The sequence below is a fragment of the Brevibacillus sp. NPDC003359 genome (assembly GCF_042878995.1).
In the GTDB taxonomy this organism is placed as follows: Bacteria; Bacillota; Bacilli; order Brevibacillales; family Brevibacillaceae; genus Brevibacillus.
In genome coordinates this window covers 40,367-66,860 of sequence record NZ_JBIAOR010000016.1, presented here as the reverse complement: position 1 = coordinate 66,860, position 26,494 = coordinate 40,367, and the positions used below count along the sequence as shown (strand labels likewise).

General features: G+C 46.6%; 32 protein-coding genes and 1 pseudogene. 14 read left to right on the top strand and 19 right to left on the bottom strand.

What is annotated here, in order from left to right:
- Positions 1–75: 75 nt before the first annotated feature.
- The 3 genes from ACFYU8_RS26385 to ACFYU8_RS26375 form a co-directional block, all read right to left on the bottom strand.
- The gene (locus ACFYU8_RS26385) at positions 76–1,608 is read right to left on the bottom strand and encodes an amino acid permease (protein WP_390305343.1); all 1,533 of its coding nucleotides are present in this window, start codon (positions 1,606–1,608) and stop codon (positions 76–78) included.
- A gap of 3 nt (positions 1,609–1,611) precedes the next feature.
- On the bottom strand, positions 1,612–1,761 hold the full coding sequence (locus ACFYU8_RS26380) for a hypothetical protein (RefSeq protein WP_390305345.1): 150 nt from the start codon (positions 1,759–1,761) through the stop codon (positions 1,612–1,614).
- A 145-nt stretch (positions 1,762–1,906) separates the two neighbouring features.
- Positions 1,907–4,324 carry a bifunctional diguanylate cyclase/phosphodiesterase gene (locus tag ACFYU8_RS26375; protein WP_390305347.1) on the bottom strand — a complete coding sequence of 806 codons (2,418 nt, stop codon included), beginning with the start codon at positions 4,322–4,324 and terminating at the stop codon, positions 1,907–1,909.
- Between the two features lie 191 nt (positions 4,325–4,515).
- Here ACFYU8_RS26375 and uvsE point away from each other — a divergent pair, with 191 nt between their 5' ends.
- The gene (gene uvsE / locus ACFYU8_RS26370) at positions 4,516–5,442 is read left to right on the top strand and encodes a UV DNA damage repair endonuclease UvsE (protein ID WP_390305349.1); all 927 of its coding nucleotides are present in this window, start codon (positions 4,516–4,518) and stop codon (positions 5,440–5,442) included.
- Here uvsE and ACFYU8_RS26365 read toward each other — a convergent pair.
- Positions 5,401–5,724 carry a hypothetical protein gene (locus tag ACFYU8_RS26365; protein ID WP_391365913.1) on the bottom strand — a complete coding sequence of 108 codons (324 nt, stop codon included), beginning with the start codon at positions 5,722–5,724 and terminating at the stop codon, positions 5,401–5,403. The genes uvsE and ACFYU8_RS26365 overlap by 42 nt on opposite strands.
- A 47-nt stretch (positions 5,725–5,771) precedes the next feature.
- On the opposite strand from ACFYU8_RS26365, the gene ACFYU8_RS26360 reads away from it, so the two are divergent.
- The 4 genes from ACFYU8_RS26360 to ACFYU8_RS26345 all read left to right on the top strand — a co-directional run bounded on the left by ACFYU8_RS26360 (position 5,772) and on the right by ACFYU8_RS26345 (position 8,987).
- Positions 5,772–6,422 carry a hypothetical protein gene (locus ACFYU8_RS26360; protein WP_390305354.1) on the top strand — a complete coding sequence of 217 codons (651 nt, stop codon included), beginning with the start codon at positions 5,772–5,774 and terminating at the stop codon, positions 6,420–6,422.
- 6 nt (positions 6,423–6,428) lie between these two features.
- A complete protein-coding gene (locus tag ACFYU8_RS26355; RefSeq protein ID WP_390305356.1) occupies positions 6,429–6,638 on the top strand; it encodes a hypothetical protein in 210 nt (69 codons plus the stop codon).
- A gap of 311 nt (positions 6,639–6,949) precedes the next feature.
- On the top strand, positions 6,950–8,464 hold the full coding sequence (hutH, locus tag ACFYU8_RS26350; protein ID WP_390305358.1) for a histidine ammonia-lyase: 1,515 nt from the start codon (positions 6,950–6,952) through the stop codon (positions 8,462–8,464).
- 79 nt (positions 8,465–8,543) lie between these two features.
- On the top strand, positions 8,544–8,987 hold the full coding sequence (locus ACFYU8_RS26345) for a thiol-disulfide oxidoreductase DCC family protein (RefSeq protein WP_390305361.1): 444 nt from the start codon (positions 8,544–8,546) through the stop codon (positions 8,985–8,987).
- Between the two features lie 57 nt (positions 8,988–9,044).
- On the opposite strand, the pseudogene ACFYU8_RS31535 reads toward ACFYU8_RS26345, so the two are convergent.
- The 7 genes and pseudogenes from ACFYU8_RS31535 to ACFYU8_RS26315 form a co-directional block, all read right to left on the bottom strand.
- Positions 9,045–9,170, bottom strand: a pseudogene (locus tag ACFYU8_RS31535) (helix-hairpin-helix domain-containing protein); the annotation flags it as partial.
- A 16-nt stretch (positions 9,171–9,186) separates the two neighbouring features.
- Entirely contained in the window at positions 9,187–10,107 is a 921-nt protein-coding gene (locus tag ACFYU8_RS26340) for an aldo/keto reductase (protein ID WP_390305364.1), read from the bottom strand.
- A gap of 75 nt (positions 10,108–10,182) precedes the next feature.
- Positions 10,183–10,692: an acyl-CoA thioesterase gene (locus ACFYU8_RS26335; RefSeq protein ID WP_390305366.1), complete on the bottom strand. Its 510-nt coding sequence runs from the start codon at positions 10,690–10,692 to the stop codon at positions 10,183–10,185.
- A gap of 56 nt (positions 10,693–10,748) precedes the next feature.
- Positions 10,749–11,513 carry a DUF3109 family protein gene (locus ACFYU8_RS26330; RefSeq protein WP_390305368.1) on the bottom strand — a complete coding sequence of 255 codons (765 nt, stop codon included), beginning with the start codon at positions 11,511–11,513 and terminating at the stop codon, positions 10,749–10,751.
- Positions 11,510–11,830 carry a hypothetical protein gene (locus ACFYU8_RS26325; protein ID WP_390305370.1) on the bottom strand — a complete coding sequence of 107 codons (321 nt, stop codon included), beginning with the start codon at positions 11,828–11,830 and terminating at the stop codon, positions 11,510–11,512. The genes ACFYU8_RS26330 and ACFYU8_RS26325 overlap by 4 nt, the downstream gene beginning before the upstream one ends.
- 112 nt (positions 11,831–11,942) lie before the next feature.
- On the bottom strand, positions 11,943–12,227 hold the full coding sequence (locus ACFYU8_RS26320; RefSeq protein ID WP_390305372.1) for a 4a-hydroxytetrahydrobiopterin dehydratase: 285 nt from the start codon (positions 12,225–12,227) through the stop codon (positions 11,943–11,945).
- 76 nt (positions 12,228–12,303) lie between these two features.
- On the bottom strand, positions 12,304–13,041 hold the full coding sequence (locus tag ACFYU8_RS26315) for a class I SAM-dependent methyltransferase (RefSeq protein WP_390305374.1): 738 nt from the start codon (positions 13,039–13,041) through the stop codon (positions 12,304–12,306).
- Between the two features lie 169 nt (positions 13,042–13,210).
- Here ACFYU8_RS26315 and ACFYU8_RS26310 point away from each other — a divergent pair, with 169 nt between their 5' ends.
- Together ACFYU8_RS26310 and ACFYU8_RS26305 are read left to right on the top strand one after the other, a co-directional pair.
- Positions 13,211–13,636: a VOC family protein gene (locus tag ACFYU8_RS26310; protein WP_390305376.1), complete on the top strand. Its 426-nt coding sequence runs from the start codon at positions 13,211–13,213 to the stop codon at positions 13,634–13,636.
- Positions 13,637–13,669: 33 nt separating this feature from the next.
- Positions 13,670–14,260 carry a TetR/AcrR family transcriptional regulator gene (locus tag ACFYU8_RS26305; RefSeq protein ID WP_390305379.1) on the top strand — a complete coding sequence of 197 codons (591 nt, stop codon included), beginning with the start codon at positions 13,670–13,672 and terminating at the stop codon, positions 14,258–14,260.
- 69 nt (positions 14,261–14,329) lie between these two features.
- Here ACFYU8_RS26305 and ACFYU8_RS26300 read toward each other — a convergent pair whose 3' ends face one another.
- From ACFYU8_RS26300 to ACFYU8_RS26285, 4 genes are all read right to left on the bottom strand, one after another.
- The gene (locus ACFYU8_RS26300; RefSeq protein WP_390305381.1) at positions 14,330–15,022 is read right to left on the bottom strand and encodes a deoxynucleoside kinase; all 693 of its coding nucleotides are present in this window, start codon (positions 15,020–15,022) and stop codon (positions 14,330–14,332) included.
- Between the two features lie 42 nt (positions 15,023–15,064).
- Positions 15,065–15,706 (bottom strand): deoxynucleoside kinase, encoded by a 642-nt coding sequence (locus ACFYU8_RS26295; protein ID WP_390305384.1) that lies wholly within the window; start codon positions 15,704–15,706, stop codon positions 15,065–15,067.
- A 154-nt stretch (positions 15,707–15,860) separates the two neighbouring features.
- On the bottom strand, positions 15,861–16,934 hold the full coding sequence (gene splB / locus ACFYU8_RS26290) for a spore photoproduct lyase (RefSeq protein WP_390305386.1): 1,074 nt from the start codon (positions 16,932–16,934) through the stop codon (positions 15,861–15,863).
- Positions 16,935–17,008: 74 nt separating this feature from the next.
- Complete coding sequence (locus ACFYU8_RS26285; RefSeq protein WP_390305388.1) at positions 17,009–17,221, bottom strand: SPOR domain-containing protein; 213 nt, start codon at positions 17,219–17,221, stop codon at positions 17,009–17,011.
- Positions 17,222–17,364: 143 nt separating this feature from the next.
- Here ACFYU8_RS26285 and ACFYU8_RS26280 point away from each other — a divergent pair, with 143 nt between their 5' ends.
- Both ACFYU8_RS26280 and ACFYU8_RS26275 read left to right on the top strand, forming a co-directional pair.
- Positions 17,365–17,889, top strand: a complete 525-nt coding sequence (locus tag ACFYU8_RS26280; protein WP_390305390.1) for a sigma-70 family RNA polymerase sigma factor — start codon at positions 17,365–17,367, stop codon at positions 17,887–17,889.
- A 5-nt stretch (positions 17,890–17,894) separates the two neighbouring features.
- The gene (locus ACFYU8_RS26275) at positions 17,895–19,226 is read left to right on the top strand and encodes a DUF4179 domain-containing protein (RefSeq protein ID WP_390305392.1); all 1,332 of its coding nucleotides are present in this window, start codon (positions 17,895–17,897) and stop codon (positions 19,224–19,226) included.
- An 82-nt stretch (positions 19,227–19,308) separates the two neighbouring features.
- Here ACFYU8_RS26275 and thiD read toward each other — a convergent pair whose 3' ends face one another.
- Positions 19,309–20,103, bottom strand: coding sequence for a bifunctional hydroxymethylpyrimidine kinase/phosphomethylpyrimidine kinase (gene thiD, locus ACFYU8_RS26270; protein WP_390305394.1), 795 nt, complete (start codon positions 20,101–20,103; stop codon positions 19,309–19,311).
- Positions 20,104–20,212: 109 nt separating this feature from the next.
- Here thiD and ACFYU8_RS26265 point away from each other — a divergent pair, with 109 nt between their 5' ends.
- From ACFYU8_RS26265 to ACFYU8_RS26255, 3 genes are all read left to right on the top strand, one after another.
- The gene (locus ACFYU8_RS26265; protein ID WP_390305396.1) at positions 20,213–21,019 is read left to right on the top strand and encodes a sensor histidine kinase; all 807 of its coding nucleotides are present in this window, start codon (positions 20,213–20,215) and stop codon (positions 21,017–21,019) included.
- Entirely contained in the window at positions 21,016–21,663 is a 648-nt protein-coding gene (locus ACFYU8_RS26260) for a response regulator (protein ID WP_390305398.1), read from the top strand. The genes ACFYU8_RS26265 and ACFYU8_RS26260 overlap by 4 nt, the downstream gene beginning before the upstream one ends.
- 86 nt (positions 21,664–21,749) lie before the next feature.
- Positions 21,750–22,154, top strand: a complete 405-nt coding sequence (locus tag ACFYU8_RS26255) for an SET domain-containing protein (RefSeq protein WP_390305400.1) — start codon at positions 21,750–21,752, stop codon at positions 22,152–22,154.
- Between the two features lie 87 nt (positions 22,155–22,241).
- Here the strand turns inward: ACFYU8_RS26255 and ACFYU8_RS26250 are convergent, their stop codons facing one another.
- From ACFYU8_RS26250 to ACFYU8_RS26240, 3 genes are read right to left on the bottom strand one after another with little or no spacing between them, the layout of a single operon-like run.
- Positions 22,242–22,700 carry a GNAT family N-acetyltransferase gene (locus ACFYU8_RS26250; RefSeq protein WP_390305402.1) on the bottom strand — a complete coding sequence of 153 codons (459 nt, stop codon included), beginning with the start codon at positions 22,698–22,700 and terminating at the stop codon, positions 22,242–22,244.
- Between the two features lie 17 nt (positions 22,701–22,717).
- On the bottom strand, positions 22,718–23,719 hold the full coding sequence (locus ACFYU8_RS26245) for a TIGR03943 family putative permease subunit (RefSeq protein WP_390305404.1): 1,002 nt from the start codon (positions 23,717–23,719) through the stop codon (positions 22,718–22,720).
- 10 nt (positions 23,720–23,729) lie between these two features.
- Complete coding sequence (locus ACFYU8_RS26240; protein WP_390305478.1) at positions 23,730–24,656, bottom strand: permease; 927 nt, start codon at positions 24,654–24,656, stop codon at positions 23,730–23,732.
- Positions 24,657–24,910: 254 nt separating this feature from the next.
- Here ACFYU8_RS26240 and ACFYU8_RS26235 point away from each other — a divergent pair, with 254 nt between their 5' ends.
- Both ACFYU8_RS26235 and ACFYU8_RS26230 read left to right on the top strand, forming a co-directional pair.
- Positions 24,911–25,300: an ArsR/SmtB family transcription factor gene (locus tag ACFYU8_RS26235; RefSeq protein ID WP_390305406.1), complete on the top strand. Its 390-nt coding sequence runs from the start codon at positions 24,911–24,913 to the stop codon at positions 25,298–25,300.
- A gap of 144 nt (positions 25,301–25,444) precedes the next feature.
- Positions 25,445–26,485 carry a flavin-containing monooxygenase gene (locus ACFYU8_RS26230; RefSeq protein WP_390305408.1) on the top strand — a complete coding sequence of 347 codons (1,041 nt, stop codon included), beginning with the start codon at positions 25,445–25,447 and terminating at the stop codon, positions 26,483–26,485.
- Positions 26,486–26,494 lie beyond the last annotated feature (9 nt).

The following is a 26,494-nucleotide window of genomic DNA, read 5'->3' as shown; positions in this document are numbered from 1 at the left end:
TACGAAAAAAAGCCCTTATGCCATTACTGACATAAGGGAGGCTCTTCACCTTCCATGAAACGGAACTTCTTTCCCTTAGGAGTCCCGAAATTTCGCTTCCTGACGTTTAATGTCTTCCTCCGAATTGCCCAGCGCAGCTTGCGGGCCCTTGAAATGCTTCCGATAATAAGCCAAATCCATGATCAGTAGCACTAAAAACATGGCAATCAAGGCATACCCCGCTGTCTGATTGGGTGGGATCACCATCATGATCGAGATGAAGACGATCCAAATCAGACTCAACACATTGATGGGTTTACTCCAGTTCCCCAAATGCCAGGGTCCGTAATGCTTCCGCTGAAATAGTCCTTTCGATTCCGCACGGAGCTTGAGATAAAGAGGAATGCCATAGGCGACATACAGCCCAACGACACTCACCGCTGTAAGAAATGCTAAAGTGGTATACGACGTGTCAGGATTGATGATTTTCACGATGTAATCGAACAAGGCCAACGCAAAGGACAGAATGATGACCAGCCAAATTGCTTTTGCCGGCGTTCTGTACTTGGTCGATATTTCTGCCCACTGGTGGCTCCACGGCATTCCTTTGTCTCGTGAAAACGCATACAACATTCGCGAAAAGGAGGTAATAGAAGCCAAACCACAAAACCACATCGCAAAGGTGACCAGCCACAGCACAACCGAACCAAATGTGCCGCCTAATGCCTCGCTAATGACGTAAATAAATGCATTTTCGGCTTCACTCGCAGCCGCTGCGTTTTTGATGGATAAGGTGACAAAAGCAAGCATGATAAAACCAAAAATAAAGGAAAAGGCCACAGACGTATAAATCCCCCAAGCAGCACGAACCCGCGGGTTAATCGTTTCTTCAATCGTATGTGCCGATGCATCATAGCCCGTAAACGTCCACTGGGCTTGTAACAACCCAATCAAAAAAGCAATGGCGTACGGTTTGTCTGAAAAGGTTTGACCGACTTGAAAGAGGTAATCAAGTGGTTGTAGATCATGACGGGAGAAAAATACGAGGCTTCCAACGAGTATGATGACGACGCCAATATGATACCAAGCGGAAAAGTCATTTAACCGGGCAACGAGTCGAATTCCAATGTGGTTAAACGTACCGTGCAAAAGCAGTGTGATCCCGAACAGGATTAACGTGGTCGTATCTATTGAGGTATACCCAAACGCACTGGCGAGAAGCGGATCCGCAAACAAAGAGAACGAATAGTCAATGCCGGCGACAATCCCGATTTGGCCAATGAGATTGATCCACGCTGTGTACCAGCCCCACCGTTTGCTTCCTAAAATAGCTGCCCAGTGATACAACGCTCCGGCTGTAGGGATCGCAGATGCGAGTTCGGACATGGATGCTGCAATCAGGATGACGAATAACGCTACTAAGGTCCATCCGAAGCCCATCATGCCAGAACCGCCATACAATAAACCGTGACCGTACAAGGATACCGCACCTGTCAAAATAGAGATGATCGAAAATGAGATCGCAAAGTTCGAAAAGCCACCCATATCCCTTAGTAATTCCTGCGCATAACCAAACTTGTTCAGGTCTCTCTTGTCCTCAAGTAATTGCTGTTCTTTTTCCTGCCGCATTTGTTACCCCTCCCTTCCCTTTTCTGATTGAGAACCGATAAAGCTCTCATGCGCGCTTTCATCAAATTGCCGGACGCTTTCATTTGCCCGATATCCAATGGCAATCGCAACTCCAATGGTAAACAGCAATAAGATGACACCTAGAGCCAGCATACTCTCCCTCCTTTCCTCCTAGATGCAATTCCTTGACAAGGCAGCAGGAATAGTACATTTTACGTGCCAATTTGACAGCTATACCACCTCATTTGCCTGGCAGATGCAAAACAAAAGAGCAACTCATGAGAGCTGCTCCTCTTGCTTAACTAGCACCTTTTTGGGCTTGCAAATAAAATGCTACATCTTCACTCGGCAACGGTCTGCTGAATAAATAGCCTTGAACTTCTTCACACAGATGCTCCTGCAAAAACGCAAGCTCCTCCTTTGTCTCTACCCCTTCCGCAATCACATGCAATTGCAAATGGTGGGCCATAGAAATAATTGTCGACACGATTGCCTGATTGGAAGGCTGTTCGAGCATATCGCGCACAAACGAGCGATCTATTTTCAAACGATTCAAAGGAAATTCTTTCAGATAGTAGAGAGAACTGTAGCCCGTTCCAAAATCATCAATCGCAACGTGTACCCCTAATTGCTTCAGTTCCTTAAGTGCCTGTGTGGCGCGTTGGACGTCGATCATGCTGCTTTCTGTGATTTCTAGCTCCAAATACTCCGGTGCTAACCCTGTCTGGTTCAGGATCCCAGCGACCATCTGGGTAAAGTCTTGCTTGAGGAATTGACGTGCAGAGAGATTAACGGCTACCCGAAGCGGCATGAGTCCCTGTTCTTGCCACTGCTTGTTCTGTTTGCAAGCCGTCCGCAGCACCCACTCACCAATCGGTACGATCAGCCCGGTCTCTTCAGCTACAGAGAGGAACTGGTCCGGCAAAAGCAATCCACGTTTAGGATGATCCCAACGAATCAACGCTTCTACGCCAACGATTGCGCCTGATTTGGCACTTACCTGTGGTTGGTAGTGCAATAAAAATTCTTGCCTGGTCAAAGCACGATTCAATTCATTTTGAATAGTCATTTTGTCATTTACTATTTGCTCCAGATTCGGTACATACAGGTGAAAACTGTTTTTCCCTTTGTCTTTGGCTGCATACATCGCCGCATCTGCGTTACGCATCAAGACACTTCTGTCTTGCCCATCCTCTGGATATCGAGAAATCCCGATACTCGTTGTGATGTACAGCTCGTGCCCATGGATAAAAAATGCCTGTTCAATCCTTTGGTTGATTTCATTCGCCATGGAAGATGCTTCTTTTTCTGAGACATCCGTAAGAATCACCATGAATTCGTCTCCACCAAGCCTGCTCACCGTTCCTTTTTCACCCACACAATCCTGCAAACGCAAGGAGGCTTCCTGTAATAACAGGTCACCAAAATCATGCCCCAAGGAATCATTTACTAGCTTGAAATGATCGAGATCAAGAAATAACACGTATACTTGCCGATCCGTTTTTTGTGCCTCCATGATCACCTGATCCAGTTGCTGTTCGACAAAACGGCGATTCGGCAAACCAGTCAAAGAATCGTGAAAAGCGAGATAATTGATTTTTGACTCGTATTCTTTCTTATTGGTAATGTCTCTTACAATCATAAATACACCCGTAATCTGCTGATCGACAAATACCGGGGTATGGGTCATGTTCAGATGCAGCTGACGACCCTCGTTCGTAATCAAGGTAATCTCGTAGTTGCGCGCTTCACCTTTTACCGCATGTATAAAATGTGTCGATATGAGCTCGGCATCTGAAGAAGCACACATCGTCATTAATTTTTCTAGAGGCAAGCTCTGCTCCTTTGTCAATCGCATCGCAGCAGGATTCATGTCGCTTTGGCTACCATCGATGGAGTAAAAGATCACCCCGTCGTAATTGTGCTCAAATAACGATTTATAGCGTTGATCACTTTCAAGTACGCGCAAGGTCTTTCCTGCCAATTGCTTGTCCACGTATACAGAAGCCAAGGTCACGAGCAGAATCAACACGATGACAATGCCAATCATGGTAGCGATCAACTCCGAATCATCATGTGAGATCACTGCGATTGTCATATGCTCGTGAGCGACGAATGTGGTGGCGTACATACCGGTGTAATGCATTCCGGTGATGGCTGCCCCCATCAACAGCCCTGCAATAATTTTTCGCCAGAGACCTTTCACAGGGTCCACGGCACGCAGTTGAAACGTAAGAATCAACGCAACCATCGAAACCAGGATGGCAACGAAAATGGATACGGTAAACCATAGCCAATCGTACATGATAATGGCGTTCATCATCATCGCTGCCATCCCTGTATAATGCATGCCGGCGATACTAGCCCCAATGACAACCGATCCTGTTACTACCCTCTTTTTGGACATGGACTGCTCGCTCACGATCCATAATGTAATCGCTGATGATAAAACAGCCAAAACAATCGAGAAAAATACAATCAGGTTATCATACTGGACGGCAATCGGCAGATGCAAGGCAAGCATGGCAACAAAATGCATGGCCCAAATACCTAGCCCCATGGAGACGGCTCCAGCACATAACCAAAACACACGTCCTCTGCCTTTTGCATAATGGAGACGTGCGCCTAGATCTAATGCTGTGTATGACGCCATTGCTGAAATAAAATAGGAGAGAAAAACCAGAGTCATACTATAGGATTGGTCAAGACTATTCATTGCATTCTCCTTAAAAAACCTTACCGAAGTCCACTCACAAGAACCGTCAGTGCTTTCACGGAAAGTCTATAAGCGCGTACCTGTGACATTCTCCCATCTTATCCGTTTTATAATTCCCTGGCAAGAAGCCGACGACGTTCCCGTTTTGGAGATACTACAAAGGAATGCTGCTGCAAAGGAGGGAGAATTCCTTGATCCGTATGGGCTATGCCTGCATCAGTGTAAAGACGAAAAACAATCCAAACAAAAAAACGACCGTTGCCCAAGTAAATAAATTAGAACCACAAGCCCGGTTAAAAAAACTGCGGCAAGTTATGCAGGCAAACTTTTTCAATTTAATGGATTTGCTTGCCTATAACGTAGAAAATCACATCTTTTTGTATCGACTTCCTTCCGAGTTTGTTCCGCTGGCTACTCATCCAGTAGCATCTGAATGGGATTGGGCAAAAGAATTCGCATGGGACTTCCAGAAGGCAGGTGATTATATCCGCAATCATGGCATTCGTTTGACAGCTCATCCCGGCCATTACAGTATTTTGAACAGTGACAAGTCTTCTGTGTTGGAATCGACGATCGCCGATTTTTCTTACCATGCAAAAGTGTTTGATTTACTGGGACTTGACGACAATTCCGTCCTGGTAACTCATGTGGGAGGTGTATACGAAGACAAAGCCACTTCCCTCGATCGTTTTGCATCCCACTTCGAGCTGCTTCCTGACAACGTCAAACGTCGTTTAGTCGTGGAAAACGATGACATGTCTTTTACCATGCGAGAGGTATTGGAGCTTTGCGAACGGATCGGTGTGCCGATGGTACTCGATATTCATCATCACAACTGCCATTCTGACGGCGAAGATTGGACGGAATACCTTCCACGCATTATTCAAACCTGGGGAAAGCGCACACCGAAGATGCATATGTCCTCGCCAAAATCAGCAAATGACTTTCGCGCTCATGCGGACAATATTGACCCAGAGGCGTTCCTTGCATTTGTCACTGCGCTTGCGGATTACAATGTGGACATCATATTGGAATGCAAAAACAAAGATGATGCCCTGTTGACTTTAAGGCGCGAGTTAAAGAAAAAAGGAGTCGCAGTTGAAGCATTTGCGAATTGAGTATGGAAAAGGACGCCGCTTAATCAGCTGGCGTCCTTCCTCGTGCGCTTTAAAATGAGCATCCGCAGTCACACCCACGCCCTCGTCTATGCCCCCGTCTATGGCGGTTACTGTATCCAGAGGAGGAGCTACTGCCACCCGAAGATGATGAGCCTCGACCAAAGGAACTGCTACCGTCATTCCATAATTGGCAACGGTCATGATAATGATGCATTCTCCGCTCATGATGCTTGTAATGTCTGCGGTATTCCATGTATTTGCGGCGATTTTCACGATGTTCATCGCATTTGTGGCGGAAATACTGCATCCGGTCCATATGGAACTGGAATTTGAACAGGTACAGCTCCAGATCCCTTGCTATGTTCTCATTCGGTCTCGCATTCGGCCTGACATTTGGTCTAATATTCGGTCTGATGTTCGGTCTGATGTTCGGTCTGATATTTGGCCTCAGATTTGGCAACATATTTGGACTTTCATTCGGCCGCACATTGGGTCTGACATTCGGCCTTACGTTCGGTCTGACATTTGGCCTCATGTTTGGACTTTCATTTGGCCTTACGTTCGGTCTGACATTCGGTCTCATGTTTGGACTTTCATTCGGTCGCACGTTTGGTCTGACATTGGGTCTTACATTTGGCCTCAAATTCGGGCTCTCATTTGGCCTTACATTTGGCCTCAAGTTCGGGCTCTCGTTTGGCCTTACATTTGGTCTCAAGTTCGGGCTCTCATTTGGCCTTACATTTGGTGAAGCGTTAGGCATAGGGTTTGCTGGCATCCGGTTCGGCGGCATTGGCATTGGATTAGACGGTTTAAGGTTTGGCATTGGATTGGACGGTTTGAGATTTGGTGGCATTGGATTAGGAGGCATAGGATTCGCTGGCATCCGATTTGGCGGCATCACGTTTGGCACATTCGGGTTAGCCAGATTGGGAGCAGGCATGATCGGTTTTTGCGGCATCGGGCGCGCAGGAATGGAGTGATTCGGATTGATCGGACTTTCCGACTTGGGCTTTTCAGGAGAAGGCTTCATAGGTGACGGCATCGATGGAGACGGCAATGGCATCGCTGAAGAAGGCGGCTTCGGCATTTCTTTAGGACGCCTTGGAAGTGCGGTAGGCATAGGTGGCATCTTACGTCGCTTTTCCACGGAATCTACACACGTCCTTTCGGATGAAATAACACAGTACATGGTATGACATTTATCCAACTCGAGAGACGACTCTCGCCCAGTTTAAAAAAAAGGACTAAGCCCGTTTTTTGCTCTCTAGGGAAGTCGCCGTGACAAGATCGTCTTGACTGCACGTAGACATTTGATACAATGATAACAATAAATAAAATAATCAGACAGTTGCACATGGACGAAAGTGAGGAAGAACGTATGCCGCCACAAATCAGGCTTACACGTTTTCATCCAATCACATACACACTCTCGAGCGAGGGGTTAGGATATGATATCCTAATCCCTCGCTCTTTTCGTTCTCTGCTCTGCTAAAGGAGGAAATTACAGATGAATCAGCAAGCAAACGTTGTAAAAGTAGACGGGGACCAATTGCGTATCGAAAATATTGTTTCCATTGCAAGAAGTGCCACCCACATTCAATTGACCGATGATGCACTGAATCGTGTCCGTGCTTCACGTGCCATGGTGGAGAGAATGGTATCGCAGCAGGAGGTCGTATACGGAATCACCACTGGCTTCGGAAAATTCTCCGATGTCATGATCCACGATGAGGACGTAAGCAAGCTGCAAGAAAATTTGATTATGAGTCATGCCTGCGGGATGGGGGACCCTTATGCTGTTGAAGTTGTCCGTGCCATGATGGCATTGCGTATCAATGCCCTGGCAAAGGGTTATTCGGGTATTCGGGAAGAATCATTGCTTCAGCTAGTAGAACTATGCAATCGTGGGGTTCATCCCATTATTCCTCAACAAGGTTCCCTTGGTGCAAGCGGCGACCTAGCCCCTCTCGCTCATATGGTACTGGTCATGCTCGGCAAAGGTGAAGCGCTCGTCAATGGCAAGCGATTATCTGGCAAAGAAGCACTGAGCGAAGTGGGTCTGTCCCCTATTCGACTTGAGGCAAAAGAAGGTCTGGCCCTGATTAACGGCACACAAGCAATGACTGCACAGCTTTGCCTCGCCTTGTATGATTCGCGAATCCTGTTAGAAAGCGCCGAATTGATTGCAGCGATGACGATTGAAGCGCTACGTGGAATTCCAAAAGCTTTTGATCCCCAGCTCCATCTCGTCCGCCCGCATCCAGGACAGCAGGAATCAGCGAAGCGCTTGCTTCAGCATTTATCCGGGAGCAAACGAACGACCGGGCAGGGCGAGCTACGTGTACAAGATCCATACAGCCTTCGTTGCCTCCCACAAGTGCACGGTGCAACTCGTGATACGCTCGAGTATGTATGGACCACGGTTACTCGTGAATGCAATAGCGTTACCGATAACCCTATTCTTTTTACAGAAACAGGCGACGTCATCTCCGGGGGAAATTTCCATGGTCAGCCAATGGCTTTCGCAGCTGATTTTCTGGCAATTGCGATAGCAGAGCTAGCAAATATTTCAGAAAGACGCACAGAGCGTCTCGTCAATCCACAGTTAAGTGGTCTTCCCGGATTCTTGACCGAAAATGGCGGACTCCATTCTGGATTTATGATTACGCAATATGTAGCCGCTTCCATTGTTTCTGAAAACAAAGTGCTCTGCCATCCAGCATCGGTCGATTCGATTCCGTCATCTGCCAATCAGGAGGACCATGTCAGCATGGGAACGACTTCTGCTCGCAAGCTTCGCACGATCGTATCGAATGTCACCAAGGTACTTGCCATAGAATATTTGGCCGCAGCACAAGCTATCGAATTTGGCTCGGGAGATCTCGGGACAGGTACAGCGAGAGCCTATGAGCAATTGCGCCGGGTGATTCCGCGCTTGCATGAAGACCGCGAAATGCATCCTGATCTCGTGAAGGCAGAAGAACTCATCCAGCAAGGGACACTCGCCTTTTTGACGGAATGATCGTTCGCGTATAGGAACCTTCCTCTTTCTCTGCTATGATGGAGCTAAGGATACGCATTTAGACCAAACCACTTGAAGTATGGAGGGCTGTCTCATGAAAGCAGGCAGAGAACTGGACCATCCTGAGTACCTGTTGCTTTTTGATGGGGTTTGTCATCTGTGCCACGGTGCTGTTCAGTTTATTTTGAAGCGTGATCCGCATGGGCACATTCATTTTGCTTCCTTGCAGTCACAGAGAGCACAGGAAATTTTGTCTCATTTCAACTACCAGGAAAAAGACCTGTCATCCGTGGTTTTTATCGCCAACGGACAGCTATATACAAAATCTGATGCGATCTTGCACGTCGGCCGCAAGCTTCAAGGTGGATGGCCTCTGTTATCCAGCGTAGCTCGGCTCATCCCTAGGCCTGTCCGTGATCCGATTTATGATTGGGTGGCGAGAAATCGCTATCGGTGGATGGGTAAAGCAGAACAATGCATGCTACCTACTCCGCAGATCAGATCCCGCTTTTTGGATGAATAGAAAAAGGAGAAGCCGCAGTCATGTCGCGGCTCCTCCTTTTTCATTTGCTGTGCGTAATCATTCGTTCTTGAATGACAATCCCTTTTCCTTCAATGCAGTCCGAAGTTTCGGTAAAGATGCTGGCCCCATCCCATGAAATTTCAGGATCTCTTTTTCGCTGTAGCTTGCGAGCTGTTCCAAAGTCATAGCATGTATCCTTTTATTTCGACGTCGCTTGAGGATGCTCATCGCTCACATAATCAGCCGCTTTGGCATTTGCCTCTACTTGTGCTAGGCTCTTGCTGCCTGGGATCACTGTCGAGACAGCCGGATGCTTGAGGCACCATGCCAATGCCCATTGCGCCATATCCATTCCTTCTGGGACTTCCTTTTGCTTGATTTCTTCTACTTGGAGCAACAGCTTGTTGACATGCTCCTGATCGTGACGATGCCGCACATCGTTTCCACCGAATATAGAACCCGGCTTATACTTTCCGCTCAAATAGCCACTCGCCAACGGAACGCGAGCCAACACACCCAGGTCTTGCTGCTGGCAGGAAGTAAAAACACCTTCTTCCGGCTTTTGATCCAGACGATTGTACACCACTTGGATTGCTTTTGCATTCACCGAAGTAGCGGCAGAGGTTTGATGCATGTTGTCATTTTTGGCAATCGAGAGTCCCAGATGACGGATCGTTCCTGCCTGCACCTGTTTATCGAGGTACGTCCACAAGACGTCATTGTCAAATGCCTCGTCTGGTCCAGAGTGGAATTGATACAAATCAATATAGTCGGTCTGCAAGGCTTGCAGTGATTTTTCCAATTGTTGCTGAACTTCACTTGCTCCATAATGATTGGTTCGAGAAAATTTGTCATGAAAATGATGCCCGAATTTCGTCGCCACGATCCAGTCTTCCCGGCGATTCTTTTTCAAATATCCTCCGATAAGCTGTTCGGACAGATGATCTCCGTAGCATTCTGCTGTATCAATCAAGTTGATGCCGAGATCTTTTGCTCTGTCGAGAATCTGGTCAACCGCCTCTTGGGAGAAATCCATTCCCCACTCCCCACCAAATTGCCAGGTACCTACACCGATTACGGATACGTTCAGATCGGTTTTTCCTAATCTGCGGTACTTCATTGCCCGATTCCTCCTCATCATGAATAAACGAGAATTCCCTGAACGAATGTTCGCTCAGGGTGAAGACTAAAAAAATTATATGCTTTTCTCGATGTTCAATAGGCTCACAAAATCTTGCAGATTCCCTTTTCGTTCCTTGCGCATTTTCTTGCGCTCGTCCGCAGTTGCCATCAATCTCTCTTCTTCCTCTGTCTCTGGGGCAATAGCTGGCACATCAGTCGGATTCCCTTCCTCATCCAGCGCAACAAAAGTGAGAAAAGATGTCGCGGTCAAAATGCGCTTACCGGTCTGGAGATTTTCCGAGATGACTTTTACGAAAACCTCCATGGACGTTCTGCCTGTTGAGGAAACAAACGCTTCCAGGCAGATGGAATGTCCCATTTTGACGGGAGCAAGAAAGTCAATCGAGTCAATCGATGCTGTCACAACAGGGCGACGCGAATGTCGCATCGCAGCGATTGCAGCTACCTCATCTATATAAGCCATCATCGTACCACCAAAAATAGTCCCATGGTAATTCGTATCAGATGGCTGAACCAGTGATGCCTGAATTGTACGAGATTCTTGAGTTGTCTTGACGTTCATCGCTGTTGCTCCTTTATCAATCTACTTGATGCATACATCATCATATCACAAGGCATTCAACGTTCCAATTGGTAGCTGCTCTTCAGTATGCCTTCCATTCTATCTGCCTCTTCTTGCAAAATGTAACGTAACAAAGGAAGATTCCACTCATAGGCTGGGCGATAGCCGTCTAAAGCAAACAGCTTGTCATCTATATGCGTGGCAAGCTTTCGACGAGCTGGACTGGCACAGTAAAACTGCTCCAAATAATCTGTACCCCATCTGGAAAAGGAGGACGTTTCTTTGGTAACCGCCGTTAACAGAATCCCCTCCCCTATATCAATCAAATCGATCGGATACAGTTGACAGCTAAATGGCTTGAGAGGCTCAACTTCACGCCCCGCCTGCTCGGCATAAGCATGGATCGCGCAGCCGTAACGCCCATTGTTTTCTTGATAAAAAAGACAATTGCCATGCCGCATGCGAATGGTTCCTGGAGACTCATTGCGATCCCAAACCCCATGAAGAAGCCAATGATTGCGTTCAGACTCTTCCTGGAGTCCAGCAGAGATAGAGGGGATTTCCCCCTCCATGATCGGAATCTGCCAGTCTTCTACGGCGTAAGGTTGCCCACCCTCACAGCAAGTCTCGCGATGAACCGTCCTGCAATTCCAACAGTCCAAGTGAAACAAGGTATTGAGTGCTGGTACATCAACCAAATATTGTCCCGCTCTCACCAAGGAATGCTTGTTTTTCTTTATATATTTTTCGCAGTGGTACGCCTCTTTTTCAGACATGGGATCGGGCGTACCTACATAACGAAAAGCTCGCTTCGTTTTCATTTTTGCAAAACAATCTCCGCTTCTGTTCCAAAAATACGCAAATGGTCTTCCTCATAGCTAGCCAAATCCACTTCATCACCCGGAATCTCCATCAGGATTTCCATTTCTTCGCCGTCTTCTGCCGTAAACACGAGCATGAGATCTTTTTCTTCAAATTCATTGTCAGTCAGCTTGATTTCGAGGAGCTGCGCTTGAAACTGTGTAACCTCTTCCTCTTCTTCACTCTCTGTATCCCATTGGGTAAACGTCACGGAAACCTTTTGATTTTTATACTCTGCCAACTGTTGAATCAATTGCTCGTGTTGCTGAATGTCCATCTTGTAATCCCTCCGAATTGGTTCATACAGCCCATCATAACAAAGTAACTCTTAAAAAGCCAAAAAGAAATACCGCTTCGCCTGAGGGAAGCGGCTATTTCTCTTCTGCCTGTTAGCTTACTTTGCTAATCGTCTGAGCTAACGCAAAATCTTTGCCGGTTAAACCTTTTGCCTCGCGGGTTGCTAACGTAAATGTGACCGTTCCACCTGCCAGATGAATTTCCACGTGCTGATTGTCATGCTCGAGCATCTCTGCCACACGGTTTACGAAACTAATCGCAGTGGAAAAGTCACGACAGTGGTACGTGCGTGATAGTGTCATTCGGTCTTCTACTAGCTTCCAGCCTGGTACCTTGCTCAGATACAATTTGACCTGTTCCAAAGACAGCTTGCTCATTTTAGCAATGCCCCCTTTTACCCGATAAATGGTTGTTACACCATCATATTCACGAGACGTACAGGTTATCCGCACCCTATTGCTTTACTGCATAAAAAATCATACGAGGTGATTCTTGCGCGACATATTCATCAAAGTGATAATTTCCAAATACTTGAATTTGTTCAAATCCCGCCTCTGTAAGCATCGCCATCATTTGCTCAACTGAAAACAAGCGAACCTGCTCCATATACTCACGCGGTTCATTCGACGACTCGTCAGAAATCAGTATCCGCTTTTTGACAAATCCATCCTGGATCCAGCGTTTTTCCTGAATCAACATCTCACTGACTTCCTTCGTAGAGTGCGATACGAGATTATCCATAACGTACGCTGCATTTAAGAAATCGATGACCACTTCACCTTTTGTTTTGAGCGCTTGCGCCATGTTACGAATAACATTCGCATTTTCTTCATCTGTGGAGAAATAACCAAAGCTGGTAAACAAATTCACCACGATATCAAATTCTTCGCGAAACGGAATGTCGCGCATGTCACAGCGGGCAAAACTTAGCTGTGGATAGGTGTTTTGTTCCTCGGCCAATTGTAAGAGAACAGGTGACAAATCCACCCCAACTACTTCATACCCCCGGCGAGCCAGCGCACGCGAATGACGCCCGCTCCCGCAGCAAAGATCAAGTACGCGTCCTGTGTCCTTTACCGGCAATCTTTCCAACAGATTAGCGATCTCTCCATCTGCTGCCGAGTCGTCCCTATGACGATACACAAGCACGTAATCTTCGCGAAAGCTTCGTTCAAACCATTCTTCTGCCATGTCTGAGCCCCTTTAATTCCAAGATGTTCTCATTATACCACAGCGGGGTTTATCCGTAGCCGATTTGCGTGCGGCAAAGTGTACGAAGACTTTATTAAACGAATCACTTTACATACATTCTGTATGTATGTTAAATTTACCTCATCCACTCGTGAAGGAGAGATTTGTCATGAAGGTAAACAGTTTTTATCCTGTCATCTTGACGGAACAAGTTGAGGCTAGCTCGAAGTTTTATCGTGAACACTTCGGATTTGAAATGGTTTTCGAAGCAGACTGGTATGTGAGCCTGCAAAATCAGAGCAGCACTCCAGCATTTGAGCTAGCCATCCTAGATCCCTCTCACACCACGATTCCACAAGGATTCCGAAAGCCAGTAAACGGTGGTCTTATCCTTAATTTCGAAGTCGATGATGTTGATGCTGAGTACGAGAGACTTATTATGAAAGCAGGTCTTCCACTCCATCTCGACATCAGAGACGAGGATTTCGGTCAGCGGCATTTTATTACATCCGATCCGAATGGCATTTTGCTCGATATCATAAAAGTAATCCCACCTTCTGAAGCCTTTGTTGACAGCTATGTTGATCCCGTCTAATCTAGCATGAAATAAGTAAGGAGATCGTACAACGTGAAGATGTCCAAAGCAGAGCAAAAACAGCAGACGATGCAAAAGCTGATAGAAGTGGCAAGAGAGATGTTCTCCAAGCAAGGCTACGCGGATGCCGCCATGGAAGACATCGTTAAGCAAGCCGGGGTGACCCGGGGCGCACTGTACCATCATTTTGGCAGCAAAGAAGGATTATTTCAGGCAGTATTGGCTTCTGTCCAACAAGAAATCGGAGATCGCGTAGAAGCTGAGGCTGCGAAAAGTGAGGATCCTTGGCAACAATTGATCTTGGGTTGCTTGGCCTTTGTCTCTTCGGCCGTCGAACATCGCAACAAGCGGATTTTACTTATCGATGGCCCTTCTGTCATCGGGTGGGAAACGTGGCGCCGGATGGACGAGGAAAACTCCATGCGGCATCTCAAGGAGCAACTTCAAACGATGCAGGAACAAGGATACCTACGTCCCGTTTCCATAGATGCTCTGACGCATTTGCTGTCTGGTGCGATGAACGAAGCCGTACTCTGGATTTCGGAGACGCCTGATCATGAGAAGTCCCTCAAGGAAATTTCAGCAGCGATGACCCTTCTCTTAGAAGGATATCGCACAAAATAAAAGCAAAGCACCCCTGCTTCCGTCTCTTGTCGGCAAAATGCAGGGGTGCTCTGATATTGTAAAGGATTTTTATGATGAAAATCGGGTAGCTCGTCCAATCCGAATTTTTTCAGCAGCCCGAGCAATAATATTCTCTACGGAAGATGGGTCCTCTACAACGTCATATTCGTTGATATTGACCCGCAAAATCGGACAGGAAGTAAAGGAGGCAATCCAGCTATCATAGCGACCAAACAAGTCCTGCCAGTAATCCACCGGAGTTTGTTGCTCCATCGGACGCCCGCGCTCTTTTACGCGGCCAACAATATCATCGAAGCTTCCCTCCAAATAGATCAAAATATCCGGGTGCGGGAAGTAAGGCGTCATGACCATCGCTTCAAAAAGTTCTGTATAAGTGCGGTAATCCTCTTCTGTCATGTTGCCTTGCTCGTACAGCATGCGAGCAAAAATCCCAGTATCTTCATAGATGGAACGATCTTGGACAAAACCTCCGCCATAATCAAACATCCGTTTTTGTTCCTTGAAGCGTTCTGCCAAAAAGAAAATTTGCAAATGGAAGCCCCAACGCGATAAATCGTTATAGTAACGGCCCAAATATGGGTTATTGTCTACCTTCTCTACGGACACACGAAATCCGAGTTGATCTGCCAAGGCATGTGTAAAGGTGGATTTTCCTACCCCTACTGTTCCCCCGATCGTAATTACTGCGTTGTTCGGTATCCCGTATTTTTCACGAAGCGTGCTGTTCTGAAACCTCGACATGTACGCAACTCCTTATCCCCATGCTTACTTTTCCTTCGTTCCCTATAATTCTTGGCCCATCAACTCTTGAATCCGTGGCGCAATTCGATCCAGAACAACCTTCAAATCTTCTGGTCTATGTACAAAATCTAAATCGTCACAATTAAATTTGATGATAGGCGTATCTGGATGATGCTTTTCAAACGCTTCCATAAACTCGTTGTAGTCAGCAATCAGGTTCTCCATATAGGTGACATCCATGCTGCGCTCCATTTCGCGATCTCGCATCGCAATCCGCTTCATCACGGTTTCAATCGAAGCTGTCATGTAGATCACCAAATGTGCCTGAGGCAAATCCTCTGTCAGGATATCATAAATTTTGAGGTACTTTGGCAGGTTATCTCCTTGTAACGTCCGTTTGGCAAAAATCGTATTTTTGAAAATATTGTAATCAGAAACAACGGAAATACCTTGATTCAGGAACTGTGAATGAATATCTTGCAGCTGCTTGTAACGATTACAGAGGAAAAACATCTCGAGCTGAAAGCTCCATTCGGCAATATTTTCATAAAATTTGCCAAGGAATGGGTTTTCGTAGACGATTTCTTCCAGTAGTTGCAAATTGCAAGCACGGCTTAGTTCCCGCGATAAAGAGGTTTTCCCAATACCAATAGGTCCCTCAACGGTAATCAATATGGACTTCATGTATGCTTCGATTCCTTTCAAGAAAATGAGAGCACTCCATATTGTAGCATGTGTATAAGTGTTTGTCGAAAACATTCGCATTGTGTCGTCTGTTATCATATGGCATCTCTTTTGCCAAAAGAAAAACTGCTCTTCATCGAGAGCAGTTCAATTCTTAGGTAAAATATTCAACGCGTGCCTGCGGAAACAGTCGGGTAATTTCACTTTCTAAATGGGCCTGTAAAGCCTTGGCTTGGATGTCAGGATAGACATACTTCCCTTTCCCGTATTTCCCCCATTTGTACTTGCGCTCTTCTTCCTTCATCGCAAGCTTCGTTTTCGGATAGCGCTGGAGGATCAAGCTTTTGGCGATCTTGGTAAAACGGTGCTGGATGAGCTCAAACGTCAAATCCTCCATCGCTTCGGGAACCAACTGCGAACGCAGCCTTTCCAGCAAATCGGTATACCCCGCTTCCCATCCGTCAAACCAATACAAAGGCGCTAAAATAAAGCCGAGCGGATAACCGGCTTTGGCTACCTTCTCTGCTGCCTCCAGTCGCTGATGAAAGCTAGAGGTGCCTGGCTCAAAATTTTTGATGACATAGTCAGCATTCATACTGAAGCGAAATCGGGTATGCTTGTTGTGTTTGGCATCCAACAAGGAATCCACGTGGTGAAACTTGGTCACGAAACGCAACCGCCCAAACTCCTGCTGGCCCATAAACTCAATCGCCCGTTTCAGATTGCCCGTAATATGCTCAATGCTAACCGGATCGGATGTACAGGCTGCCTCAAAACGAGTGATTTCACCCGGGCGTTCCCCGATATACTTCTCGGCCTGCGCGAGAATCTCATCCGTATTGACGTACACCCGAACATACGGTTTGGTCCCGATATTGGTGTTCAAGTAGCAATAGTGACAGTGGGCAGCACATCCTGTAGCTAGTGGAATGGCATATTCTGCGGAAGGCTTCGAGGTCTCGAACTTCAGTGTTTTGCGTACACCAATGACCAGTGTCCGCTTCGCATTGCGATATTTCTCCACTTCTGTGTCCCCGGGGATGCCGCGTACCTGATTATGACTGGTCGTCATCTGCATCGGAATCCCTTCTGTTTGGAAACGGCGATACAGCTCTTGACCGAGTGGATAATTCAATGCATTTGGCTCGACAAAAATATAATCCGGAACAAACAGCTTGCTGTCTTTCTGCTCCGTCTTTTCAGGTCTCTCCAAAAGGGTCATTCCCATTCGCCATCAATCCCCCTTCACCTAGTATGCCCGAGCCATTCGACTGGACGTAAGGGGAAGTATGGCTGTAACCGTTATTTCAGAGTGTTCTTAAAATCGTGTAGCAGCGCCTTTGCTTGCTCCTGATGAGCTAGCGGTACTTGCAGTGTATAGACATGCCCTGCTTTTTTGGTCTGTCTGGACAAAAGCCTGACAGGAATTCCTTTCATTTCTAAATAACGCCGATATTCCTGAGCAATCCGCGGGAGGCCATACGATTCATGAATCGTAACCCATTTGATCCACATGCACCTGCACCCCACCCTTACACACTCTTTCTTTTACAGTAAGCAGAGGACGGGCGATTGGTTCAAAACAAAAGCAAGTTGCTGACATTTTAGTAAAACCGTTTTGGCATCTGCACCGTCTAATGGTATAGGAGGGGGAAAAAGTGAATCTTGAACAGCTCGTTTCGCGCGCAAAAAACGGGGATGATGACGCCTTTTTTCAGCTCGTCAGCCTACATAAAGAACAACTGTATAAAATCGCCTACGCCTTTCTCCGTAATGAGACAGATGCATTAGAGGCCATTCAGGAAGCGACATGCCGTTCCTATCTCAAGCTGGCACGCTTGAAACAGCCTGCGTATTTTCGTACATGGCTGACACGCATCCTTATGCATATTTGTCTCGATGAGCAAAAGCGCCGAAAACGTATCGTCTTGGATCCCATGGAAGATGACATCGCAAACCATGCCAGTATTCCTATCGACGACCAAAATGTCGAGCGTATTCAAATCGAAGAGGCTCTCGATCGTCTGAGTCCGATATATCGCGACATCATTATTTTGAAATATTTTGAAGATCGGACTATACGCGATATTGCACAGGTACTCGGTCATCCGGAAGGTACCATCAAAACCTGGCTGCACAAGGCTTTGGGTGCACTTCGCAAAGATCTCGGGAAAGGCTGGTGAGCTTCATGCGTGAAAATGAAAATAACAATGCGAGTCCATACATGGTTCCCGCTGAAATCGATCAATACATTCGAAGAGGGATGGAACAAGCAAAAGAACAGCGTCAAAATCGGAACCGCAATCGTTGGATACGTATTGGTTCTAGTCTGGTTGCTTGCTTATTCATTTTCGTGTTTATTTTTTCCGTTCGCGTTTCGCCCGCTGTTGCCGCATATGTCAGCTCGATTCCCGGGATGGAGAAGATCGTAGAGTTCATTCGTGATGATAAAGGCTTACAATTGGCTGCGGAACACAACCTTGTTCAAAATATTGGAGCCAGTGGTTCCGTAGAGGATGTGACTTTTACCATCGATCAAGTTTTGGCCGACGAAAAACGGATGGTCCTCTTCTACACACTGAAGCATCCTTTTACGGATAAAAAAGTAGCCCTGCACAGGATCGAGTTGTCTGACCAAACAGGAAAGGAATGGGAGCATGGTGTTTCTTGGTCAGGCATGGGCAGCGAAGACCCTGTGATTCAAAACCGTATTGATATCATCATCAGCGAAGGCACGGCTATACCGGATGCTCTGACAGCACAAGTCACACTGGAGATTGATCATATCAAGCAAGAGACTCCCCTGTTGATCGACTTTACGGTTGACAAAAACAAGTACAAGACGCTTGAGAAAAAAGTGTACCCCGTGATGAAGGAAGTCACAATTGACGGGCAGCGTTTCACGATTGAACAAATCGCAGTCTTCCCCACTCAAACTGAAGTGAGCATTCGCTTTGATCCGGCTAACAAAAAGCATATATTTGATTTTGATAAGCTGAGGCTCGAAGATGAAAAAGGGGAAACGTTCGCTTTTTGGGGAAATGGTGTTCCTGTTCGGGAAAACGGTGAGAATGGGAGGGTATACCATCTGGAGAGTATTTATTTTGTGGAGCCCGAAAAGCTCTACCTGAAAACAGATGGTATTCGTGCCTTGGACAAAGATCAATTGCAAATCGTGATTGATGCGAAGACAGGTACATTAAAAAAAGTACCGAATGATCGCCTGCAATTAAAGGCGTTGCGTCAAGTCGATGATGTTGTCGGCATGGACTTTTCCTTGAAGGTTCCGCCACAAGATAACCACTCTCATATCTCCTTGGGGTATGACCTAACTGACGACCTGGGAAATGAATATGATTATGTGCAAGGGAGCTCCTACTCCACAGATGATGCATCCATTCAAAACTATTCCATGCTGTACAAACGAAAAACAAACAAAGGCACACCTACTACCTATTCCTTTCCTCTGTCCAGCTATCCTGAGCGACTTCAAGGTACTTTTTCTATTGAAGTCAAATAAATTCTATTGAAGTCAAATAAAAAATGCCCCATCAGTGATTGCTTGTACGGCATCGCTGTGGGGCATTCTTTATTTCATAAGCTTAGTCTACGACCGCCCAATGATTGGTCGGCCCATGCCCGCCACCCAATTGCGGAGCTGTCTTAATCGCTTCGAAGATAAAGCGATTTGCTTTTTCAACCGCAGTGATGAGCGGTGTATTTTTTGCTAGTTCTGCGGTAAGAGCCGCTGAAAACGTGCAACCTGTGCCGTGTGTATGGCGTGTATGAATACGCTCATGGGCCATTTCATGGAATGCCGTACCATCGAACAAAATATCAACGACAACATCCCCTTGCATATGTCCACCCTTCATCAGGACATTGCGGGCGCCTAATGCATGTATTGCTTTTGCTCCTTCGCGCATCTCATCTGTCGTCTCGATTCTCATGCCAGTCAAACATTCTGCTTCCGGCAAATTAGGTGTGACGACTTCCGCCAAAGGCAACAATTCTCTTTTCAATGCAACGATCGCCTCATCCAGAAGTAGTTTTGACCCTCCCTTGGCAATCATCACCGGGTCTACCACTAGCTTTTTCAGGCCAAATGCTTTGACCTCTTCCGCTACAGCACGAATGATATCAGCGTTAAACAGCATTCCCGTTTTCGCCGCGTCAGCACCAAGATCACGTAGCACCTCATGCATTTGCTGTGCAACCGCCTCTGTCGGCAACGGATAAACGCCTGCTACGCCTAATGTATTTTGTGCAGTGATTGCTGTGATCGCACTCATTCCGTACACACCAAGTTGATGAAAGGTTTTCAGGTCTGCCTGAATCCCAGCTCCCCCACCACTATCTGAACCCGCTATCGTCAATGCTTTCGCAATCGTGCTCATGACATTCCCTCCTGCTTTCCCACCTTTTCTCACCTGAGTATACCATCCGCCCGTCCCATTCGGTATACTAAAGGAATGTTTGCCAACTGTCATGCAAGGAGGCATATGCTTGTCATATCGGATCTTTTATTGGTTGACCTTTTTGATACCAACCATCATCATCGGGGGTTTTGAATTCATCCGTCACGACTTTCTGCTGCCCTATATGTCTATGGAAGCCGGAAATGTGTACATTACCCTCTTGACGCTCTTTCTCTCTTTTTTATTCGCCACTTGGATGTTTCACACCCTTAAACAAATGAATGCACGAATTGTCGAGGAACAAGCTCGGCGTGCTGTTTATGAAGAACGTGAACGCCTTGCCCGCGAATTACATGACGGGATTGCACAGTCTCTGTTCTTCCTCAACGTAAAGCTGAAGCAGGGACAATTGGACGATGCCCGGGTCGCTGTTTCTGCCATCGACAATCATGTACGCCAAGCCATCTTTAACTTGCGCTCATTGCCTGAAGAAGGCAATCTGGATCAACGCCTTGAGAAATGGCTAGCCCAATGGAGTGCTTTATCTGGAATCGATGTCGTGAGCGAATTACATGTCAAAGACGGCTTTTTTACTCCCACAGCAGAAGTCCAACTGTTTGGGATTATCCAGGAAGCATTTGCCAACATTCGCAAGCATTCTCAGGCCAAGCATTCGTGGATTCACCTCACGACGGATGAAGCAACTGGCTGGGTTCTCGCCGTTGAGGACGATGGCATTGGGCTTTCTAACCCTTCTCCCGATACGAAAAAATACGGTTTGTCCATGATGCGCGAACGAGCACGCCAGTTGAATGCAGCCATCGACATTCAGTTACGACCGGCAGGCGGTACGATCATCCGCTTATCTTCTCAATCAGGAGGAAAAATACTATGAACGCTTACCGTGTATTGATCGCCGACGACCACCCGATGGCTCGTATGGCCATTCGCAGCCTGCTTGATCCCGATCCCTCTTTTGAAGTCATCGGAGAAGCACAAAATGGCGAGGAAGCTTTTCTCTTATGCGGACAAATACAGCCGGACCTTGTGCTCATGGACATCAACATGCCGAAATGGAGCGGACTCGAAGCGACCCGCGAGGTCAAAAAAGCATACCCGCATATTAAGGTTGTCATTCTCAGTGTCTCAGATGACGTTGCTGACCTGATCACGGCTATTCAGTTCGGCGCCCAAGGATACTTGCTGAAAAATTTAGAGCCTGACGACTGGATTAACTACTTGCACGCCTTGCTCGGAGAGGACAGTGAGTTGACTCGCGAAATGGCAAACCGGCTCATGTACCGCTTCCGTCAAGAAGAAGCGACGGATGAAATGGTACCAGCTGTTTTGACCCCACGAGAGCGAGAGATTGTCATGTATGTGGGAGCCGGAAAAACGAATCGGGAAATAAGCGAGGCGCTAATCATCGCAGAAAACACTGTGAAAAACCACCTAAAAAACATTCTTGAAAAGCTGCAATTGGCTAATCGCGTCCAGCTCGCTGCTTATGCGGTTCGCCATCATTTGGTTATAAGATAAAACAAAAAACATTGCTTTCCTCTCGATCAACTGTCATCCTTAGAGAGATACGTTTTACACAGACATAAGAAATGCAGGTGAACCGCATGATCGAAGTCAAGACCTCCAAACTGAGTAATGGAGAATTAAATAGAGGCGTATTTGCAACGCAAGATATCCGAAAAGGCGTCCTGATTCATGAAGCGCCAGTTCTGCCCTATTTGAACGAAGAGCATGAGCATATCGAGAAAACCTTGCTCGCGGATTATGCATTTGAATACGGAGCCAATCACACAGCCTTCTTGTTAGGCTATGGCATGCTATTTAATCACTCCTACACGCCAAATGCCACGTATGAGATTAATTTTGACAACCACACGTTTGATTTTTATGCGTATACGGACATTCAAGCGGGTGAAGAAATTTTAATCAACTACAACGGTGATGAGGATTGCGATGATCCTCTCTGGTTTTATGAAGACCAACAGAAAGAAACAGATGATACCAAATAAGCGTATGCTTTAAAAAGAATGAAAACCCGGAAACAGACACTTGAAAAAGTGCCTGTCCTCCGGGTTGTTTTGTGTAGAGAGACGTACCTATAATCGTGGACGAATGTTTTTCTCGAAAAAAGATAGCCACAGACCAGGCTTTATTTCTTTTTGATCCGTCAAGGTAAATCCATGTCTTCCATACAATCGAACGGCCGGTTCATTCAAGGAACCAGTCGCGACGACTATCTTGCTGCTGCCATGCTCGTGGACAGAGGCAAGCAATTGACTCGCGATTCCCTTGCGAAAATGAACAGGATCGACAATCATCCGATGAATATCTAACGTTTCTCCTTCGATCAAAAAAGAAACTGCCCCTGCCAGCTCACCTTCCACTATGTAGCCGTAAAACGTTTCTTCACATGTCCGCAGTTGTTCTACTGATTCTTGTAGGGGAGGAATATCCTCCGTTCCAATGATCTCCGCCTCTACACGATACGCTCTTTGCTGCATGCTCCAAAGTTTTTGTACCGTTTGTTCATCCTGTAAATCTAGTCGCATGATCATTTCGTTTTCCCCCGCAATTAACTGTCTGGTGCTGTTTCAAAGCTATAGTACACATAAGGATCTTTTGGAGCAGAGACGGTTTCAACCTGGGATGCTTTGAGAACAAGCATGTCGTATCCGTCCACCTGACGCAGCTCAAGCTTTCCGCGAACTTTTACCCAGCTATCTTTTGCCCATTTGTTCGCGTCTTCCTTTTCTACTAAAACGCCATAAACACTGGAATCTGCTGTACAGCAGGTGACAGAAAAACGCGCCACGACAAATTGCTGCTTGGTAAAATCAGGCTGCCGATAGACAAACCCCATCGTCTCAAGCTCTTTTCCAGCAAATTCTTTTGCATATAGCTCCATTGTGGTGAGTCCGTCCAGGAACACTTTGTCATTCAGTTCAATCACTGGCTGTTTATGTAAAAAGACAGCAATATCCGTGTAAAAGTCACCAAATCCTCCATTCGAAAACCGTTGCCTCAATTGCTCGTCGTCTGTCGCTTGCACCGGGGGTGTTGCAGCCTGACTAGTAGTTTCTGAATTTGCTTCAACGTTTGACTCGGCCTCTTCTTTAGCGGCCTCTGCTGTTTGTTTCGCATTTTCAGTTGCTTTTTCAGTTGCATTCGCATTCGCCGTAACATCTGCCAGCTTTCGTACATCATTGCTGAGAAGCGTGATTCCCCTCTTTTCTGCTACATCACTGCCAAGAATTTTATCCGGCATGACAAATCCCATCACGATTGGGAGCACGAACAACCCATAAACCAAAAGGGAGCCCATCGGTGTACGCGGAACTTTGTGCTGCTCCTCACAATCGCAATCATAAACGCTACTACCCACAAAAATTTGCCGTATGCTGACAATTGTCAGCAAGGCCAAGATGACAAGCGTGACATAGCTGAACATGTGCAAACGCGGTGCGAGATAGTGACTGAGCCTTTCCGACAGGATCAAATAGGCTAACAACACCGTAATGCCAGCCAATATCAGACTGCGCATGAAGTGATGACGCTTCAAATTGTTCTGATCCATATTTTCCTCCTTACATCGGTATGATCATGGTGACGCCAATCACCAAAAGCGTAATAGCCACGACCAGCTTGATAACAAAACCAAAGCGGAATGTTCCAAATAGCATCAACGTCGTTTTTAAATCGAGCATGGGACCGAAAACCAGAAAAGCTAGCAACGAGCTGCTTGAAAACGTATTGGCAAAGGAAGCAGCGATAAACGCATCAGCCTCTGAACAAAGCGAAAACAAATACGCCATCCCCATCATGACCAAATTGGAGGTGAGCGGCGTTTGACCGATATCCATAAGCGTATCCCGGCTGATGTACACCTGTAAAAGCGCACTGATAAACGCACCAAACAACAAATATTTTCCCATGTCAAAAAATTCGTCCACCGCGTGGGCAAACGTCGAAGATAGCTTTCCACTCGTCGCTTTTACATGGTCGGCTTCGTGACTGATTTGCGATTCCATGCCGAGCCGTAACGGATTTTTTTTGACAAACAGGAAGACAAGCATGCCAACAATAAGGGCAACCACGAATCCCGCAATCCCCCGGTATAGAGCCATTTCCGGCTGACGGGTGAAAGCGACATAGGTCGATGACAATACAACGGGATTCACAATCGGTCCCGCTAATAAGAAAACAATCCCCACTGACAGCGGCATCCCTTTTTGGATCAAGCGACGAACCACAGGAATAATGGCACATTCACATACAGGGAACAAAAACCCGAGCAACCCGGCGAACGGCAGGGCCACGAGTGGATGCTTCGGTGTCCAACGCCTCACCTGCTCTTCTGTCACAAACGTCTGGATAAACGCAGAAAAGAATACACCCAAGAGGACAAACGGGATTGCTTCCAACCAAATACTTAGGAAAAAGGTTTTCACATCTAGCCACAAAGGGGACCACTCTATGCTCCAACCGGAAAACAAGCTGCTGTCTTTGCCCATTGTTAACCAAACGACACTTAGACCCAACAGGAGTGCCCCGATTATTTCAACTAGGAATTGGCGAATCTTCAGAATCAATTGGGAGTTCTCTCCTTTCCACTCACAAATAGGTATCATTCCTATTTAGATATTAGTATCTAATATTCCTTCTCGTCATTTGATTTTTTTTACAAGATGAACAGGTTGTACAGCCTTCCCTTCCCCCTGTATCCGTCTTATAATGATGAAAAATGGAACGGTTCGGGGTGAATGAAGTGAGCGAAGAAATTCAGCGCATTCCCACTGATCTAGAGGTTTGTGAAGTACAGACGATCGATGAAGTAAAAGTAAACAGGCTTCGGCCCAGAATGATCGAGACAGAAGGCGTCGCCTCTCTCTTCAAGGCTCTCGCAGACGATACGCGGGCAAAAATCATTTACGCGCTTGCACTTGAAGGCGAGCTATGCGTTTGTGATGTCGCAGCAACCATCAATAGTTCGATCCCCAATACCTCTCACCATCTGCGGTTGCTAAAAAACATGGGCCTCGCTCGGTACCGCAAAAACGGCAAGCTCGTCTATTACTCGCTCGATGATGATCATGTCCGCCATCTTATCATGTGTGGAATTGAGCATGCTGCCGAATTGAAGCAATCAAAATCGTAAATCCACTGGCTTTTATACAGGTCCGTCACCAAGTGTGGCGGCCTTTTTTTGCTGATGATCAAAAAAACATTCAAACAATTACTTGAATATAATAATGTATATGGTATGATTTAGTTAATCCTTACCGGAAAGAAGGACCGGATCATGAACGACTATGACGTCATTGTAATTGGCGGAGGGCAGGCAGGACTTGCTCTCGGATATGCACTCAAGCGAAAAAATCGCCGCTTTGGCATCTTGGAGCAAAACAAACGGATCGGTGATAGTTGGCGGCAGCGGTACGATTCACTCGTACTATTTACGCCACGCAAATATAATCATCTACCTGGTCTCGATTTCCCAGGAGAGCCGTATACACTCCCAAACAAGGAAGATGCAGCAAACTACCTGGAATTGTACGCGAAACATTTCGAATTGCCAGTCATGCTAGGTACAACCGTTTTGGAACTTAGCCAGGTCGGAACTAGATTTCAGGTTCGGACTCAAGATAGCTTGCTCTTCTCGAATCAGGTGGTTATTGCTACGGGTCCCTTTCATACACCCTATGTCCCGGCTATCGCAAACAACTTGGACCCAACCATTCGTCAATTGCACACCGTGGAATACAAAAATGAAAGCCAGCTCATCGACGGTCCTGTCCTTGTCGTGGGCAGTGGCAATTCTGGTGCACAAATTGCAGTAGAGCTTGCGGCTCATCGATCCGTTGTTTTTTCACAGGGAGAATCACGTTCTTACTTGCCGCTCTTCATTTTTGGAAAACCTATATTTGATTACATGAAGGCACTCGGGTTACTGGATGTCCCCCGCTCCACCTGGCTTGGACAAAAAATGAGTCAATCACCCGATCCGATATTCGGTTACAAAAAGCAGGTCCGCGACCTGTCTAGAACCGGAGCACTGCGATTGGTATCCCGAGCACTACAGGTGAATGGGAATACTGCTACTTTTGCAGATGGAACACAAGCAACGGTCAACAACATATTGTGGGCTACCGGTTTTCGACCGAACTACGATTGGCTACGCGTTCCCAATGTGCTCGATTCCCATAGCCGACCGATTCATCATCGAGGGATAACAAGAGTTCCTGGCCTCTCCTTTCTCGGGCTGCCCTGGCAGCATACACGAGGATCAGCGCTTATTGGCGGTGTAGGGAATGACGCGCTTTATTTAGCAGAGCATCTATAAATCGTACTT

Bases quoted from the DNA above. Each gene is read 5' to 3' on its own strand.
- ACFYU8_RS26285 (WP_390305388.1), bottom strand. From the start codon at position 17,221: ATGTGGATCAAATGGGTTACGATTCATGAATCGTATGGCCTCCCGCGG.
- ACFYU8_RS26315 (WP_390305374.1), bottom strand. From the start codon at position 13,041: ATGGCAGAAGAATGGTTTGAACGAAGCTTTCGCGAAGATTACGTGCTT.
- ACFYU8_RS26385 (WP_390305343.1), bottom strand. From the start codon at position 1,608: ATGCGGCAGGAAAAAGAACAGCAATTACTTGAGGACAAGAGAGACCTG.
- ACFYU8_RS26300 (WP_390305381.1), bottom strand. From the start codon at position 15,022: ATGTCGAGGTTTCAGAACAGCACGCTTCGTGAAAAATACGGGATACCG.
- ACFYU8_RS26250 (WP_390305402.1), bottom strand. From the start codon at position 22,700: ATGATCATGCGACTAGATTTACAGGATGAACAAACGGTACAAAAACTT.
- ACFYU8_RS26340 (WP_390305364.1), bottom strand. From the start codon at position 10,107: ATGAAGTACCGCAGATTAGGAAAAACCGATCTGAACGTATCCGTAATC.
- thiD (WP_390305394.1), bottom strand. From the start codon at position 20,103: ATGAGCACGATTGCGAAAGCATTGACGATAGCGGGTTCAGATAGTGGT.
- ACFYU8_RS26330 (WP_390305368.1), bottom strand. From the start codon at position 11,513: ATGAAAACGAAGCGAGCTTTTCGTTATGTAGGTACGCCCGATCCCATG.
- splB (WP_390305386.1), bottom strand. From the start codon at position 16,934: ATGGGAATGACCCTTTTGGAGAGACCTGAAAAGACGGAGCAGAAAGAC.
- ACFYU8_RS26345 (WP_390305361.1), top strand. From the start codon at position 8,544: ATGGAGGGCTGTCTCATGAAAGCAGGCAGAGAACTGGACCATCCTGAG.
- hutH (WP_390305358.1), top strand. From the start codon at position 6,950: ATGAATCAGCAAGCAAACGTTGTAAAAGTAGACGGGGACCAATTGCGT.
- ACFYU8_RS26365 (WP_391365913.1), bottom strand. From the start codon at position 5,724: ATGAACATCGTGAAAATCGCCGCAAATACATGGAATACCGCAGACATT.
- ACFYU8_RS26295 (WP_390305384.1), bottom strand. From the start codon at position 15,706: ATGAAGTCCATATTGATTACCGTTGAGGGACCTATTGGTATTGGGAAA.
- ACFYU8_RS26375 (WP_390305347.1), bottom strand. From the start codon at position 4,324: ATGAATAGTCTTGACCAATCCTATAGTATGACTCTGGTTTTTCTCTCC.
- ACFYU8_RS26245 (WP_390305404.1), bottom strand. From the start codon at position 23,719: ATGGATCAGAACAATTTGAAGCGTCATCACTTCATGCGCAGTCTGATA.
- ACFYU8_RS26275 (WP_390305392.1), top strand. From the start codon at position 17,895: ATGCGTGAAAATGAAAATAACAATGCGAGTCCATACATGGTTCCCGCT.
- ACFYU8_RS26320 (WP_390305372.1), bottom strand. From the start codon at position 12,227: ATGAGCAAGCTGTCTTTGGAACAGGTCAAATTGTATCTGAGCAAGGTA.
- ACFYU8_RS26255 (WP_390305400.1), top strand. From the start codon at position 21,750: ATGATCGAAGTCAAGACCTCCAAACTGAGTAATGGAGAATTAAATAGA.
- ACFYU8_RS26260 (WP_390305398.1), top strand. From the start codon at position 21,016: ATGAACGCTTACCGTGTATTGATCGCCGACGACCACCCGATGGCTCGT.
- ACFYU8_RS26310 (WP_390305376.1), top strand. From the start codon at position 13,211: ATGAAGGTAAACAGTTTTTATCCTGTCATCTTGACGGAACAAGTTGAG.
- ACFYU8_RS26240 (WP_390305478.1), bottom strand. From the start codon at position 24,656: ATGGGCAAAGACAGCAGCTTGTTTTCCGGTTGGAGCATAGAGTGGTCC.
- ACFYU8_RS26325 (WP_390305370.1), bottom strand. From the start codon at position 11,830: ATGGACATTCAGCAACACGAGCAATTGATTCAACAGTTGGCAGAGTAT.
- ACFYU8_RS26335 (WP_390305366.1), bottom strand. From the start codon at position 10,692: ATGAACGTCAAGACAACTCAAGAATCTCGTACAATTCAGGCATCACTG.
- ACFYU8_RS26380 (WP_390305345.1), bottom strand. From the start codon at position 1,761: ATGCTGGCTCTAGGTGTCATCTTATTGCTGTTTACCATTGGAGTTGCG.
- ACFYU8_RS26230 (WP_390305408.1), top strand. From the start codon at position 25,445: ATGAACGACTATGACGTCATTGTAATTGGCGGAGGGCAGGCAGGACTT.